At 72.2% G+C, this 14,248-nt stretch carries 15 protein-coding genes; 9 read left to right on the top strand and 6 right to left on the bottom strand.

The genetic code is table 11. The annotated features are described in order from the left end of the window. The first annotated feature begins 20 nt into the window (after positions 1 to 20). The 4 genes from ACZ6CL_RS03315 to ACZ6CL_RS03300 all read left to right on the top strand — a co-directional run bounded on the left by ACZ6CL_RS03315 (position 21) and on the right by ACZ6CL_RS03300 (position 4,177). Entirely contained in the window at positions 21 to 959 is a 939-nt protein-coding gene (locus ACZ6CL_RS03315) for a coiled-coil domain-containing protein (protein ID WP_450876145.1), read from the top strand. 171 nt (positions 960 to 1,130) lie between these two features. Next, entirely contained in the window at positions 1,131 to 1,880 is a 750-nt protein-coding gene (locus ACZ6CL_RS03310; RefSeq protein WP_468930520.1) for a hypothetical protein, read from the top strand. 81 nt (positions 1,881 to 1,961) lie between these two features. After that, positions 1,962 to 3,185 (top strand): ABC transporter ATP-binding protein, encoded by a 1,224-nt coding sequence (locus ACZ6CL_RS03305; protein WP_468930518.1) that lies wholly within the window; start codon positions 1,962 to 1,964, stop codon positions 3,183 to 3,185. Beyond that, on the top strand, positions 3,185 to 4,177 hold the full coding sequence (locus ACZ6CL_RS03300) for an ABC transporter permease (protein WP_468930516.1): 993 nt from the start codon (positions 3,185 to 3,187) through the stop codon (positions 4,175 to 4,177). Before ACZ6CL_RS03305 ends, ACZ6CL_RS03300 begins: the two co-directional genes overlap by 1 nt. Before the next feature lie 8 nt (positions 4,178 to 4,185). Here ACZ6CL_RS03300 and ACZ6CL_RS03295 read toward each other — a convergent pair whose 3' ends face one another. Further along, the gene (locus ACZ6CL_RS03295; protein WP_468930514.1) at positions 4,186 to 4,503 is read right to left on the bottom strand and encodes an ATP/GTP-binding protein; all 318 of its coding nucleotides are present in this window, start codon (positions 4,501 to 4,503) and stop codon (positions 4,186 to 4,188) included. A gap of 203 nt (positions 4,504 to 4,706) precedes the next feature. Between ACZ6CL_RS03295 and ACZ6CL_RS03290 the strand changes: the two genes are divergently transcribed. Then, on the top strand, positions 4,707 to 5,738 hold the full coding sequence (locus ACZ6CL_RS03290; protein ID WP_468930512.1) for an LLM class flavin-dependent oxidoreductase: 1,032 nt from the start codon (positions 4,707 to 4,709) through the stop codon (positions 5,736 to 5,738). 37 nt (positions 5,739 to 5,775) lie between these two features. Here the strand turns inward: ACZ6CL_RS03290 and ACZ6CL_RS03285 are convergent, their stop codons facing one another. Beyond that, positions 5,776 to 6,168, bottom strand: coding sequence for an SCO5389 family protein (locus tag ACZ6CL_RS03285; RefSeq protein ID WP_468930510.1), 393 nt, complete (start codon positions 6,166 to 6,168; stop codon positions 5,776 to 5,778). Between the two features lie 211 nt (positions 6,169 to 6,379). Here ACZ6CL_RS03285 and nucS point away from each other — a divergent pair, with 211 nt between their 5' ends. Continuing rightward, positions 6,380 to 7,042 (top strand): endonuclease NucS, encoded by a 663-nt coding sequence (gene nucS / locus ACZ6CL_RS03280; protein WP_398294935.1) that lies wholly within the window; start codon positions 6,380 to 6,382, stop codon positions 7,040 to 7,042. A gap of 122 nt (positions 7,043 to 7,164) precedes the next feature. Here nucS and ACZ6CL_RS03275 read toward each other — a convergent pair whose 3' ends face one another. From ACZ6CL_RS03275 to ACZ6CL_RS03260, 4 genes are all read right to left on the bottom strand, one after another. Further along, positions 7,165 to 9,822, bottom strand: coding sequence for an ATP-binding protein (locus tag ACZ6CL_RS03275; protein ID WP_468930507.1), 2,658 nt, complete (start codon positions 9,820 to 9,822; stop codon positions 7,165 to 7,167). Positions 9,823 to 9,958: 136 nt separating this feature from the next. Continuing rightward, complete coding sequence (locus ACZ6CL_RS03270; RefSeq protein WP_358623993.1) at positions 9,959 to 10,282, bottom strand: STAS domain-containing protein; 324 nt, start codon at positions 10,280 to 10,282, stop codon at positions 9,959 to 9,961. Between the two features lie 161 nt (positions 10,283 to 10,443). Then, the gene (locus ACZ6CL_RS03265) at positions 10,444 to 11,292 is read right to left on the bottom strand and encodes a 3-hydroxyacyl-CoA dehydrogenase family protein (RefSeq protein WP_468930505.1); all 849 of its coding nucleotides are present in this window, start codon (positions 11,290 to 11,292) and stop codon (positions 10,444 to 10,446) included. A gap of 82 nt (positions 11,293 to 11,374) precedes the next feature. Next, positions 11,375 to 12,016 carry a TetR/AcrR family transcriptional regulator gene (locus tag ACZ6CL_RS03260; RefSeq protein WP_468930503.1) on the bottom strand — a complete coding sequence of 214 codons (642 nt, stop codon included), beginning with the start codon at positions 12,014 to 12,016 and terminating at the stop codon, positions 11,375 to 11,377. A gap of 80 nt (positions 12,017 to 12,096) precedes the next feature. On the opposite strand from ACZ6CL_RS03260, the gene ACZ6CL_RS03255 reads away from it, so the two are divergent. Genes ACZ6CL_RS03255 through ACZ6CL_RS03245 form a run of 3 tightly spaced genes read left to right on the top strand, consistent with a single transcriptional unit; the run spans position 12,097 to position 14,245 of the window. Then, positions 12,097 to 12,879, top strand: coding sequence for an ABC transporter ATP-binding protein (locus ACZ6CL_RS03255; RefSeq protein WP_468930501.1), 783 nt, complete (start codon positions 12,097 to 12,099; stop codon positions 12,877 to 12,879). A 14-nt stretch (positions 12,880 to 12,893) separates the two neighbouring features. Continuing rightward, on the top strand, positions 12,894 to 13,649 hold the full coding sequence (locus ACZ6CL_RS03250; RefSeq protein ID WP_468930498.1) for an ABC transporter permease: 756 nt from the start codon (positions 12,894 to 12,896) through the stop codon (positions 13,647 to 13,649). A gap of 23 nt (positions 13,650 to 13,672) precedes the next feature. Then, positions 13,673 to 14,245: a cob(I)yrinic acid a,c-diamide adenosyltransferase gene (locus ACZ6CL_RS03245; protein ID WP_468930495.1), complete on the top strand. Its 573-nt coding sequence runs from the start codon at positions 13,673 to 13,675 to the stop codon at positions 14,243 to 14,245. Positions 14,246 to 14,248 lie beyond the last annotated feature (3 nt).

Genomic DNA, 14,248 nt, shown 5'->3' with positions numbered 1-14,248 from the left:
TCTCTTTCGACAGGAACCCCATGAGCGACACTTCCTCCCCCTTCGGCTTCGAGCTCGTGCGGCGTGGGTACGACCGCGGTCAGGTGGACGACCGCATTACCAAGCTCATCGCCGACCGCGACAGCGCGCTGTCCCGCATCACCTCGCTCGAGAAGCGCATCGAGGAGCTGCACCTCGAAACGCAGAACGCGCAGGCCCAGATCAACGACGCGGAGCCGTCCTACGCGGGTCTCGGCGCCCGGGTCGAGAAGATCCTCCGCCTCGCCGAGGAAGAGGCGAAGGACCTGCGCGAGGAGGCCCGCCGAGCCTCCGAGCAGCACCGCGAGCTGGCCGAGTCCTCCGCCCAGCAGGTCCGTAACGACGCCGAGGCGTTCGCCGCCGACCGCAAGGCGAAGGCCGAGGACGAGGGCGCGCGGATCGTCGAGAAGGCGAAGGGCGAAGCCACCACGCTGCGTCAGGAGGCGCAGAAGGACGCCCAGTCCAAGCGCGAGGAGGCGGACTCCCTCTTCGAGGAGACCCGTGCCAAGGCCGCGCAGGCCGCCGCCGACTTCGAGACGAACCTGGCCAAGCGCCGCGAGCAGTCCGAGCGCGACCTGGCCTCCCGTCAGGCCAAGGCCGAGAAGCGGCTCGCGGAGATCGAGCACCGCGCCGAGCAGCTGCGCCTGGAGGCCGAGAAGCTGCGCACCGACGCCGAGCGCCGCGCCCGCCAGACGGTGGAGACCGCGCAGCGCCAGGCCGAGGACATCGTGGCCGACGCGAACGCCAAGGCGGACCGCATCCGCAGCGAATCCGAGCGCGAGCTGGCGGCGCTGACCAACCGCCGCGACAGCATCAACGCCCAGCTGACCAACGTCCGCGAGATGCTGGCCACGCTGACCGGCGCGGCGGTCGCCGCGGCCGGGAACCCGGGCGAGGAAGAGGCCGCCACCCGCGGCGTCCCGGCCCAGCAGACCCGGTGACGCTCGGTCCCGGCTTAGCGCTCCGTGCCCCGTGCCGCCAGCAGTAGCGGCGCGGGGCACGCGCATGTCCGGGCGCCCCGGCCCGCTGCGCGCCCGGGGCCCGTTGAGGGGTGCCTCGCGTCGGGGCGGGTGCCCACCGCCACGATTGGTCCGGGGCGTAGCCTCGGCAGCGTGGACGATCTCAGTCTCGCCGGGCTCGGGTTCGGCGATGTGCCCGCCGAAGCGCCGCTCACCTATCCCGGGCGGCCCGTGACCACTCCCACGCTCCTCACCGGCGGCGAGCTGCATCCCCTCGATCTGGCGCTCCTGGGCCGGTACCGGGACCGGCATCCCGTGATCGCGGTCGGGTCCAACGCCTCCCCCGCCCAGCTGCACTACAAGCTCAGCCTGCCCGGGCGCCCCGCCACCGTGCCCATGGTGCCGGTCCGGGTGCACGGGGTCGCGGTCGGGTGCTCGGCGCACATCGGGCGGTACGGGTACGTCGCCTCCGCCCCGTACGGCGACCCCGCCGCCCGGACGCCCCTCGTCGTCAGCTGGCTCGACGACGCGCAGCTGGCGGCCGTGGACCGCACCGAGGTGCCCAACTACCGGCGGGTGCGGCTGGCCGGGACGGCCTTCCCGATGGTGATGCCGTCCGGGGAACGGCTGGAGGCGGCGTACCTCTACGTCAGTACGCACGGGGTGCTCAGCGCGCCCGGCGACGGCGGGCGGCCCCTGCCGGGCGGGGGCGACCAGGCCGCTCTGCTGACCCGGCTGCTCGCGTCCTCCGCGCGGCTGCGGGATCTCCTCGGCCCCGATCCCGCCGCCTGGGTGGGCCGGGCGGGGGCCGACGCGACGGTGCGGGCGGCGGGCACCCGGGTGTTCCACGACGAGGGCTGGTCCAGGTCAGAGGGTTACGATCCGCTCTCAATCCTGCCTTAACGGGAACCGTCAATCCCCCGTTAAGCTCCTAACTCCTACGGGGGGCGAGGCGCCCCGACCCATTCGCACGAGGGGCGGAGCATGATCGAGGCAGTCGGCCTGACGAAACGCTATGGCGACAAGACGGCCGTGTACAACCTGTCGTTCCAGGTGCGGCCCGGTGCGGTCACCGGCTTCCTGGGCCCGAACGGCTCCGGCAAATCGACCACGATGCGCATGATCCTCGGCCTCGACGAGCCCACCGCGGGACACGTCACGGTCGGCGGCTACCCCTTCCGCAAGCTGCCCAACGCCCCGCGCCAGGTCGGCGCGCTCCTCGACGCCAAGGCCGTGCACGGCGGCCGCAGCGCCCGCCAGCACCTGCTGTGCCTCGCCCAGCTGTCCGGCATCCCGGCCCGCCGGGTCGACGAGGTGCTCGGCGTGGTCGGCCTGCAGAACGTCGCCCGCAAGCGCTCCAAGGGCTTCTCGCTCGGCATGGGCCAGCGCCTGGGCATCGCCGCAGCACTGCTCGGCGACCCGCAGGTGCTGCTCTTCGACGAGCCGGTCAACGGTCTGGACCCCGAGGGCATCCTGTGGGTCCGCAACCTCATGAAGCAGCTCGCCTCCGAGGGCCGCACGGTCTTCGTCTCCAGCCACCTCATGAGCGAGATGGCGCTCACCGCCGACCAGCTGATCGTGATCGGCCGCGGGCAGCTGCTGGCGGACATGAGCGTCAAGGACTTCATCTCCTTCAACTCGGCGGACTTCGCCCGGGTCCGCACCCCCGACGCCGAACCGCAGCAGCGCGAGAAGCTGACCGCCGCGCTGAGCGAGGCCGGTGGCCAGGTGCTGCCGGAGCAGGACGGCGCCCTGCGGGTGACCGGGCTGCCGCTGCCGCGCATCAGCGAGCTGGCGCACACGGCGGACGTCCGGCTGTGGGAGCTGTCCCCGCACCAGGCGTCGCTGGAGGAGGCGTACATGCGGATGACGCAGGGCGCCGTGGACTACCGCTCGACGGCCGACCAGCGGGCCGGGCTGCAGCAGGCGGCCGCCGGGTACGGCCCGCAGGGCGGGGCGTACGGCTACGCGCCGGGCGCCCCGGGCGTCCCGGGGCAGCCGCCCGGGCCCTATCCGCCCGGGACCGTGATGCCGGGGTACGCCGAGCCGCCCGCCCCACCGCAGGCCGCCGCCCCGGCCGCCCCGCCGCAGGGTGCCGCCCCGGCGCGGCCCGCCACCGCGCCCGCGCAGCCCCCGGCCGCTCCCCCGGCCCAGCCTCCCGCCTCCGCACCCGCCGTTATGACCAAGAGCGACAACGAGGACGCCTGATGACGACGCCGTACCAGCAGCAGGGCCAGGCGCCCGTCCCGCCGCAGACTCCGCCGCAGCAGCCGCCGTACGCACCGCAGCAGCCTTACGGACAGCAACCGCCACCGCAGCCGCAGGCACCTCAGCACCAGGCGCCGCATCTGCCGCCGGGATACGTGTCGCCGCCCCCCGGCGCCCCCGCGCAGCCGTACGCCGCCGTGGGCACCTACACCTCTCCGATTCCCATCCAGCGCACCCACCTCGGGAACGCCATCGCCTCCGAGTGGACCAAGATCAAGTCGGTGCGCTCGACGATCTGGACGCTGAGCGTCATGGCCGGGCTGGTCGTCGGGATCGGATTCCTGACCTCGGCGAGCACCAGCGACACCGACTACACCAGCATCCCCACCACTCTCCCCGGGTTCTTCGGCGCCCTGCTCGGCCAGCTGTGCATCGTCACCCTCGGCGTGCTGGTGGTCTCGTCCGAGTACGGCACGGGGATGATCCGCACCACCTTCACCGCCTCCCCGGCCCGCTCCCGTGTGCTGACCGCCAAGGCGCTGGTCTTCTTCACGCTCGCGTTCGTCACCACGACCCTCTCGCTCGCCCTCGTGGTCTTCATCAGCTCCGGGATGCACAGCGGTCCGGACGTGATGGATCCGAACACCGACCAGCTGCTGGGCGCGACCGTCGGCGTCGGGGCGTATGTCTCGCTGCTCGGGCTGCTCTCGCTCGCCGTCGGCAGCATGCTGCGGCACTCGGCCGGCGCGATCACCACGATGCTGGGTGTGGTGCTGCTCCCGTCGATCCTCCCCGCGTTCCTGATGATGTCGCCCAGCCTGGCGGATCTGGGCGTGCAGATGCAGAAGTACTCCTCGCCCTTCGCGCTGGCCGCGCTCTTCCGGATCGACGACGCGGTGGGCTCGGGCTGGTCGCAGCTGGGCGTGCTGGCGGGCATCACCGCGGCGGCCCTCGTCGCGGCGTACGCCCTGCTGGAGAAGCGCGACGTGTAACGGGACGCTCAGTACCGCGGGGCGTTACGGGACCGCTGGAGCTTGGCGCTCCGGCGGTCTCGCGCGTTCCAGCAGGCCTTGTGCCAGTGGCGGCGGTCGTCCACGCCCATGTGCTGCTGCCAGGCCACCACATGCGGCACCCCGGGCGGGATCTCCTGATCGCATCCGGGGCACCGGTAGTGCTTGGCGGCCGTCCCCCCGCCCACCAGCCGCACCACCCACTCCTCGCCCTGCCAGGTCTCGGTGCGCTCCAGCCCGTAACGGTCCGTGCCCAGGCGGTCTACGGACTTCTCGCCACCTCGGGGGCGGTTTCGGCGTGGAGACACGGGGCACCTCGACAGGACTGGGAGCTACTGACTGTGACCAGCGTACGCGCTACGGTCACGCATCTGGTAAGTCGTCGTCCACAGCCACTCTCAGATCATCATGAAAAATACTTGCCAGGCCGTGCCCTTGGCACGTGTCAGACGTTAATGCCATAGGGGGATGCCCGCGTCGGCGATGGAGCCGCGACAAGGAGGCGGATGGCATGCGTGTGGGGGCTTTCATTCTGGCCGCTCAATTTCCCGGCCAAGGACAGGAGGAGGCGCTGCACCGGGCGGTCCGCTCGGCCGACGCCTCCGAGGACGCCGGGCTCGACGCGGTCTGGCTCGCCGAGCACCACTTCGTGCCGTACGGCGTCTGTCCGTCCGCCGTCACCCTGGCCGCGCTGCTGCTGGGGCGTACCCGGCGCATAGGCGTCGGTACTGCGGTGAGCGTACTTCCGACGGCGCACCCCGTCGCACTGGGTGAGCAAGCGGCACTGCTTCATCTCAGCTCCGGTGGCCGGTTCACCCTCGGCGTCGGCCGTGGCGGGCCCTGGGTGGACCTGGAGGTCTTCGGCGCCGGGCTGCGGGCGTACGAGCAGGGCTTCCCCGAGGCGCTCGACCTGCTGCTGCGCTGGCTGCGGGAGCCCCGGGTGGGGGCGGACGGCGAGCGGTTCGCCTTCCGCGAGGTCCCCGTCGTACCGCGCCCGGACGACCCGGGCACGACGGGCACCCCGCCCGTGGTCATGGCGTGCACCTCGCCCGGCAGTGTGCGGCTGGCCGCCGAGCGCGGGCTGCCGATGCTGCTCGGCATGCACTGCGGGGACGAGGAGAAGGCCGAGGTGATCGCGCTGTGGACGAAGTCCGCGCTGGCCGCGGGCCACTCCCCCGACGAGGTCGCGGCGGTCGCGGCGGAGCACGTCTCCGTCGGGGTGGTGCAGATCGAGGACGCGCGCCCCGCGGCGACGGAGACCCTGATCAAGGCGATGCCGGGATGGTTACGGCAGGGGCTGGGCGCCCATGTCACCGTCGACGGCCGGGAACGCCGGATGCGCGACCCGGTCGGCTACGCGGAGCTGCTGTGCGAGCTGCACCCGGTGGGCCCGCCCCGGCTGTGCGCCGACCGGCTGGCGGCGACCGCCGAGCGCACCGGCATCACGCGCTTCGCGCTGATGGTGGAGGGGTCGGGCGATCTGGCCGCCACCGAGCAGAACGTGCGGCGGCTCGGTGGTGAAGTGCTGCCGCTCCTGCGCTGAGACACCTCCCCCTGGTGGAGCGGCAGCGGACATCGCGTCAGCAGTCGCGCAGCTCGGGTGACTGGTTCAGCAGCTGGCCCCGGACAGAGGTGAAGCGGGCCAGGCGGTCATCGGACGACGCGTCGAGCGGAAAGACCGCCACCCGATGGCAGTTCTGGAAGGCCAGCCGCACCCCGAAGTGGCGCTGCAGCGCCCCACGTATCGCGTCACTCGCCAGCGCGCGGAGCAACTGCCCGCGGGCCTGCTCGTCCGGCGGCGGCGTCTGGTTGTCGGCGAACTCCCCGCCGTCGACCTTCAGCTGGGCCACCAGAGAGCTGATCATCTCCCATGCGTACGGTAGGGAGTTCCGGACGCAGTCGACGAATGCGGCTTCGTCGACCTCGCCTCGCTCGGCCTGTTCCAGAAGGGCCGGTGAGACGTCGAGCGACATGGGTTCTCCTCTCGCGACCCCGGATGCGGGGTCTCAGGGATGGGATGGGCGGACGGCGACGCAGCGTACGCGCCCGGCGACCACCCGCTTCAACGGTATTCCGGCCACTGTGCCCGCACCACCGATACGGGCACACAACCAGCCAATGCTGAACGGGTCCATCGCCGGACGAATCGCGTGGAGCCTTCGCGGTCGAGTAGCGTTGCGGACCATGCGTCTCGTCATCGCCCGGTGCTCCGTCGACTACGCCGGCCGCCTCACCGCCCACCTTCCCTCGGCACCCCGCCTGATCCTCGTCAAAGCCGACGGCAGTGTGTCCATCCACGCGGACGACAGGGCCTACAAACCCCTCAACTGGATGTCTCCGCCGTGCACGCTGAAGGAAGGCGATGACAATGTGTGGACGGTCGTGAACAAAGCGGGCGAGAAGCTCATCATCACCATGGAGGACGTTCTCCATGATTCCTCGCATGAACTCGGCGTGGACCCCGGGTTGATCAAGGATGGCGTCGAGGCCCATCTGCAGGAGCTGCTCGCCGATCGTATCGAGACACTGGGCGATGGCTGGACGCTTATTCGGCGTGAATACCCCACTGCCATTGGCCCCGTGGACATTCTCTGCCGGGACGCGGACGGCGCGACGGTGGCCGTCGAGATCAAGCGGCGCGGTGAGATCGACGGCGTCGAGCAGCTCACGCGCTATCTCGAACTGCTCAACCGGGATCCGCACCTGGCGCCGGTGAAGGGCGTGTTCGCGGCGCAGGAGATCAAGCCGCAGGCCCGGGTGCTCGCCACCGACCGTGGCATCGGGTGCGCCGTCCTGGACTACGACGCGCTGCGCGGCATCGAGGACGACAAGCTCCGGCTCTTCTGACGCCCAAACCCACCCATTCTGGCCACGGTGGCCGACAGCGTCCCGGCCGGTTCAGGACCCCGCCGCCACCGGGGCCCGGGGCGGAGCCCCGGTACCGGGAAGGGGCGGGGCAGGGAACCCGGCTACGCGGAGGCGCTCGGCGAGGTCGCCGAACCGCTTGCCGACGGCGGACCGCTGGCCGTGGTCGAGGTGGATGTCGCTGTGGTCGGCGGGGCCGTGGGCCTCGTCGGCGTGGAAGACGGGGGCGGGGTCGTGGGGCCGCCCGTCGTGGGACCGCCCGTCGGGGCATGCGTGGGCTCGTGCGTGGTCGGGGGCGTCGTCGGCGCGGACGGGGTCTGCGGCTGAGACGGCTCACCCGTCGTCGACGGGTCGGACGGTCCGGCCGACCCGCTCGGGGTCCCGCTGCTCGACGGCACCGAGGACGGCGACGACAGCGGCACATTGCTCAGCCCCGGCTGGGGCGCCTGCTGACCGGGGGCGTCCGACGGCTCGTCGGCCGTCAGGTCCTTGTCGTCGTCCTGCTTCGACGCCGACTCCCGCGGCTTGACCCGGTCCGGCGCGCCCTTCTCGCCATCGCCGCCGATGGCGCCCAGAGTCACCACGGTGCCGAGCACGGCCACCAGCAGCACCCCCGCTCCCGCGGCGGCCATGTTGCGCCGGGCGCCGGTCAACGCCAGCTTTCGGAGGGCGTTCGGGCCGCGTGGAGTGCGTGGCTTGGCGGGAGTGGGCGTGGGAGCGGGAGCAGGGGTGGGGGCGGTTTGTGCCGGTAGCGTCGCCGTGGCCGCCACCGGGGGTATCTTCGTCGTCTCCGGCTCGGCCACCACCGGGGTGATGGTCGTGGTCGCGTTCTCCCCCGGCGCCGGAGCCGGGGGCCGCGTCCGCACGACGCCCGGCCCGAACGCGTCCGCCATGGCCGCGCCCGAACGGTCGCTCACCAGCGCCAGCGCCCTGCGTCCCGCGACCGTTCCGCGCTTGTCCGCCAGCGCGCCGCGCAGCCCGATGGACGCCTCCAGCTCGGCGCGGGCCCGGTCGAGGTTGCCGGTGCACAGGGCGAGGACGCCCAGCTCGTGGTGGAAGTACGCCTCGTCGGCGACCTGCCCGGCCAGCCGTGCCGACTCCTGGCCGTGCCGCACGGCGCGTTCCCAGGCACCCCACTGCAGCGCCGCGGCGAAGGCGGGGGCGGCGGCGCGGGCCAGATCCACGGCGGCGTCGGTGTGCCCGGCCTCCCGGCCCGTGACCAGGGCGGCCATCGCGGCGAGTATCGCGTCCGCCTCGACGGCGACGCGCTCGGGCGCCACCGAGGGGTGCGCGGCCCACCAGGTGTAGTGCTGGGCCACGGTGTGCGCCCGCCCGGCGGACTCGGCCGCGTCGCCCGCGTACCCGTCCGCCGCGAGCTGGTCCGCGACCCCGGCCGCCAGCCGGTAGTGCGGGCCGACGGTGGTGACCAGGCCGTGGGCGAGCAGTTCGCCGAGGGCCGCGTCCGCGTGCGGGTCGTCGATGAGGGCGGGCAGATGGGCCTGGTGCGGGCATTCGCCGCCGAGCGCGACCGCGAACCGCAGGGCGTCGCGGGCCGCTTCGCCCAGCCCCGCGGCGAGCAGCGCGGCCGGGGCCGCGGCCTCGGGTATCGGGGGCAGGGGCGGCACCGCGTCATGCGGTTCGGCGTCTGCCGAGGCGTCGGCTGAGGCGTCTGCCGAGGCGTCGGCTGAGGCGTCGGCTGAGGCGTCTGCCGAGGCGGCAGTCGAGGCGGCAGTCGAGGCGTCGGCCACAGCCGCCTCGCGCTGCCGCAGCAGCGCACCCGCCTGTACGAACCGCAGCGGCAGCCCCTCCGACTCGAACCACAGGTCCGCCGCCCAGCTCGCCTCGTCCTCCTCCAACGGGCGCCGCACGGCCCGCTCCAGCAGCTCCAGACCGGCGGTGCGGCTGAGCCCGGAGAGGAAGACCTCTTCGAGGTGCGAATCGGCGGACGGGGCCGCGACGTCCGGCGTGGCGGAGATCAGGAAGGCGCATTCGGGGGTCGCGTCGAGGAACTCGTCGAGCGCGGCGCCGCCGAACTCGATGTCGTCGAGGACGACGACCGCGCCGATGTCCTGCACCACCTCCAGCAGTTCCGCCCGCTCGGGCCGGTACAGCGGGGCGCGGTAGACGGCGGCGTACAGGTCGTACAGCAGGTCGGTGGGGGTGCGGCGGTAGCCGGAGAGCCGTACGACGCCGTCCGGCGCCAGGCGTTCGCAGTCCGCCGCGACGGCCTCCAGCAGCGCGCTGCGCCCGGCGCCGGAGGGTCCGGTGACCCGTACGGAGCGGCCGCGGGCCAGCAGCCGGGCCAGCCGCTCGCGCTCCTCGTCCCGCTCCAGCATCGGCAGGTCGGGCACCACCGTGCCGGACGGCCGGGGCGCGGCGGCGGCCCGGCGCAGCTCGGCGCGCTGGTCGGGGGTGTGCCGCTCGGGCCGGGCGGACGGGGCGGACCGCTCGCCGGGCGGGCAGGGCTCTATCTCGCTGCCGTCGACCGGGTTGACGGTCAGCAGATGGTCGCCGGTGACGATGCGTACGGTACGGACGGGGCTGGCGGGCCCGGTCTCCGCGGTGCCCTCCGCCGCACCCGAACCGCCGCCCCTGGCGGGGCCCCGCACGGGCAAAGCCGCAGGCCGGGCGGGCAGGGCCGCGGGCGGTGCCGCGGGCACGTCCGCGTCCCGCGGCTGCTGCGGCGCGGCGGCGGCGTCCGCGGGACGCGGGCTCGGGTCGTCGTGGCCGTGCTCGTGCGGTGCGCGGTGGTGCTGCTCCATGGCCCTGTGCCCCCCAGATGCGTGGCGCGCCGGTGTGTGCCGCCGTAGGGATGATGTCCGGTGAGTGCCGGACAAGACCTCGTCACAGTATCCACCGACCCCGGAACGGCCCGCGCCACCCCGGGGATTCGGGACTTCAGACGCGCGGCAGCGTCTCCGCTTCGAGCCCGCCCTCGATCGCCAGGATGCGGTGCAGCCGGGTGGCCACCAGCAGCCGCTGCATCTGCGGCGGCACCCCGCGCAGGACGAGCCGCCGGCCCACCCGGCCCGCTCTCCGGTGCGCCCCCATGATCACGCCGAGCCCGGTGGCGTCCCAGGAGTCCAGCTCGGTCAGGTCGAGTACGAGATCCCCGCCACCGGAGTCAACGGCGGTATGCAGGGCCGTACGGGCGTCCGCCGCGCTCCGGACGTCCAGTCGGCCCCCGACGACCAGCTCGGCGTGGTCGCCCCTGATGTGCATAATGCGCTCCCCTGGATGGTGCGAGTCGTCGTGTCGTCAATGCGCCATTTCTCTCTACAGAACTGACTGCCCCGCACCCGAGGAAGTTGCCGTCTGTAAGCGAACCGATACCGAATTCACCCGTCAGGGTGAGTTGCGGGCCTGGCGCCGCACCAGGGCCCTCAGTAGCGGTAAAAGCCCCCACCGCTCTTGCGGCCGATGTCACCCGCGTCGACCATCCGGCGCATGATCTCCGGTGGCGCGAACTTCTCGTCCTGGGACTCGGTGTAGATGTTGTCGGTGGCGTGCAGCAGGATGTCCACGCCGGTGAGGTCGGCCGTCGCGAGGGGTCCCATCGCGTGACCGAAGCCCAGTTTGCAGGCGATGTCGATGTCCTCGGCCGTGGCGACCCCGGACTCGTACAGCTTGGCGGCCTCGACCACGAGTGCCGAGATCAGGCGCGTGGTGACGAAGCCCGCGACATCGCGGTTGACGACAATACAGGTCTTGCCCACGCCCTCCGCGAACTCCCGTGCCGCGGCGAGTGTTTCGTCGCTCGTCTTGTAGCCGCGCACCAGTTCGCACAGCTGCATCATCGGGACGGGCGAGAAGAAGTGGGTGCCGACGACCCGCTCCGGGCGCTCCGTGGCGGCGGCGATCTTGGTGATCGGGATGGCGGAGGTGTTGGACGCGAGGATGGTGTCGTCCTTGACCAGGCCGTCGAGGGTGCGGAAGATCTCCCGCTTGACGTCGATCCGCTCGAAGACGGCCTCGACCACGACGTCCGCGTCGGCGGCGGCGTCGAGGTCGGTCGTGGTGGTGATGCGGGCGAGCGCCTGCTCGGCGTCCGCGGCGTCCAGCTTGCCCTTGGAGACGAACTTCTCGTAAGAGGCGCGGATTCCGTCGGTGCCGCGCCGCAACGCCTCATCGGTCACATCGCGCAGTACGACGTCCCAGCCCGCCTGGGCGGAGACCTGCGCGATGCCGGACCCCATGAGTCCGGCTCCGATGACCGCGAGCTTCTTGGCCACGACACACACCCTTTCGTCGACGTTCGGTGTGCGTGGACCTTAACGCCCGTTCACCCCTTCGGGCACCCCTTGGTAAGGCGCGTCACGGTGTGTTCTTCACCGCATAGTTGAGCACCGTGTCGCTGAGGAGCGACTCCATGACGTCGACTTTCCGCAGGGCGTCCTCGGCGACCTCGTCCACGCCGCCGCCCTCCGTGAGACCGTGCGTGATGCAGCGCTGAATGGCGTTCTGAAGCCCGACCAGTTGGTGGGCGACGAACTCGGGGGTCGGGTCCTGCGGGTCGGTGGCCGCCTCCTCGCGCAGGGTGCCACCGAGCCGGCTGACGGCCTTGCCCTGGATGGTGAACAGCCTGGCCATCAGGGCGGGCGACTCCGTGATGACCTGCCGGAACCGGTCGTGGCCCGCGCTCAGCCCGACATAGGCGTGCCGCTCCCGGATGTCCTGGCGCAGCTGTTCCACGATCGCCCGCGCCGCCGACTGGCCGACTGCGCGCTCCCGCACGAGCCGGGAGGGGCGGTCGACGATCTCCTCCTCGCGGTCGACGAAGAGGTCCTCCTTGGCCGGGAAGTAGTTGTAGACCGTGTTCACGGAGACCTCTGCCGCCTCGGCGATCTCCGCGATCGTGACCGTCTCGAAGCCGCGCTCCATGAACAGCCCGGTCGCGACATCCGAGATGTGCTGCCTGGTCTGCCGCTTCTTCCGCTCCCTGAGCCCTTCCGCCATACCCTCATCCTAGCTTCGCTGGACTCGCTTGATCTTTGGGGTCATTGCAAAATTTAAGCGACCCTGCTTTTCTTGGGGCCATGCCAGTCATCACCACGAGCGGGCTCGCCCGCACCTTCCGGACCAAGCGCGGCCCCGTGGAGGCCGTCCGCGGCATCGATCTGACCGTCGAAGCCGGGGAGATCCTGGGCTTCCTCGGCCCCAACGGCGCGGGCAAGACCACCACGCTCCGCATGCTCACCACGCTGCTGCCGCCCACCGGCGGCACCGCCACGGTCGCCGGCCATGACCTCGCCGCCGACCCGGCCGGGGTGCGGCGCCGCATCGGGTACGTCGCCCAGTCCGGCGGGGTCGACCCCACCGTCTCCGTACGGGAAGAACTGGTCACCCAGGGGCGGCTCTACCGGCTCCCCAAGCCCGAGGCGCTGGCCCGCGCCGACGAGCTGGCCCACGACCTGGGCCTGACCGGGCTGCTCGACCGCCCGTGCGCCGCCCTCTCCGGCGGGCAGCGGCGCCGCCTGGACATCGCGCTGGGCCTCGTCCACCGGCCCGGGATCCTGTTCCTGGACGAGCCGACGACGGGGCTGGACCCGGCCGGGCGCGCCGATCTGTGGGACCTGATCCGCGGGCTGCGTGCCGAGCACGGCATGACCGTCTTCCTGACCACCCACTACCTCGACGAGGCGGACGCGCTCGCCGACCGGCTCGTGGTCGTCGACCAGGGCCGGGTAGCCGCCGAGGGCACGGCGGAGCGGCTCAAGACCGAGTACGGCGGCTCGCCGGACGCCACGCTCCAGGACACCTTCATCGCCATCACCGGACGCCGCGCCGCACCGCGCGACCCCGCCCCGCTCGCCGTCTGACCCCGGGATCCCCCATGCCTCACGTCATCTCCGACACGGCCCTGATCTTCCGCCGCCACCTCCGCCAGACCCTGCGCTCCAAGCCCGCCATGGTCTTCGGCCTCGTCCAGCCGCTGCTGTTCCTGGTCTTCTTCGGCCCGCTGCTCACCGGCATACCGCTGGGCGGCGAGGGCAACTCCTGGCAGACCATCGTCCCCGGCATCCTCATCCAGCTAGGCATGTTCAGCGCCTCGTTCGCCGGGATCGGCATCATCTTCGAAAAGCGCATGGGCGTCATCGAACGGATGCGGGTCACGCCGGTCAGCCGACTGGCCCTGCTCATGGGCCGCGTGCTCAAGGACGTCGTCCAGCTCCTGCTCCAGTCCGTGGTGGTCGTGCTCGTCGCCATCGCCATGGGGCTGCGCGCGCCGCTGCCGGGCATCCTGATCGGCTTCGGCTTCGTCGCCGCGCTCACCGTCTCGCTCGCCTCGCTCTCGTACGCGCTGGCCATGCGCGTGGAGTCGCCGCAGGGATTCGCCCCCGTCATCAACTCCGTCACCATGCCCGCGATGCTGCTCTCCGGCATCCTGCTGCCGATGTCACTCGGCCCGCGCTGGCTCGACATCACCTCGCACTTCGTGCCGTTCCGCTACCTCGTGGACGGCGTACGGGCCGCCTTCGCCGGGGACTACGGGGACGGCAAGATCGGGCTCGCCTGCCTGGTCGCCACCGGGCTCGCCACCGTCGCCCTCACGCTCGGCACCCGCCTCTTCCGGCAGGCCGGGGCGTAGACCCTGCGCGTAGGCTCGGACCCATGGTCAATCTCACCCGCATCTACACGCGCACCGGGGACCAGGGCACCACCTCCCTGGGCGACATGAGCCGCACCGACAAGACCGACCTGCGGATCGCCGCGTACGCCGACGCGAACGAGGCGAACGCCGCGATCGGGGTGGCCATCGCGCTGGGCTCGCTGCCGGACGGGATCGCCCGGGTCCTGGTCCGCGTGCAGAACGACCTGTTCGACGTGGGCGCGGACCTGTCCACCCCGGTGGTCGAGAACCCCGAGCATCCGCCGCTGCGGGTCGAGCAGAGCTACATCGACAAGCTGGAGGCGGACTGCGACAGCTTCCTGGAAGACCTGGAGAAGCTCCGCAGCTTCATCCTCCCCGGCGGTACCCCGGGCGCGGCCCTGCTGCACCAGGCGTGCACGGTCGTCCGGCGGGCGGAGCGGTCGACGTGGGCGGCCTTCGCCGAGCACGGCGACACCATGAACCCGCTCACCGCGACCTACCTCAACCGCCTCTCGGACCTCCTCTTCATCCTGGCCCGCACGGCCAACAAGGAGGAAGGCGACGTCCTCTGGGTCCCCGGCGAAAACCGCTGACGC

Source organism: Streptomyces sp. NPDC041200 (assembly GCF_055591805.1).
This window is presented reverse-complemented; position numbering and strand designations above follow the sequence as displayed.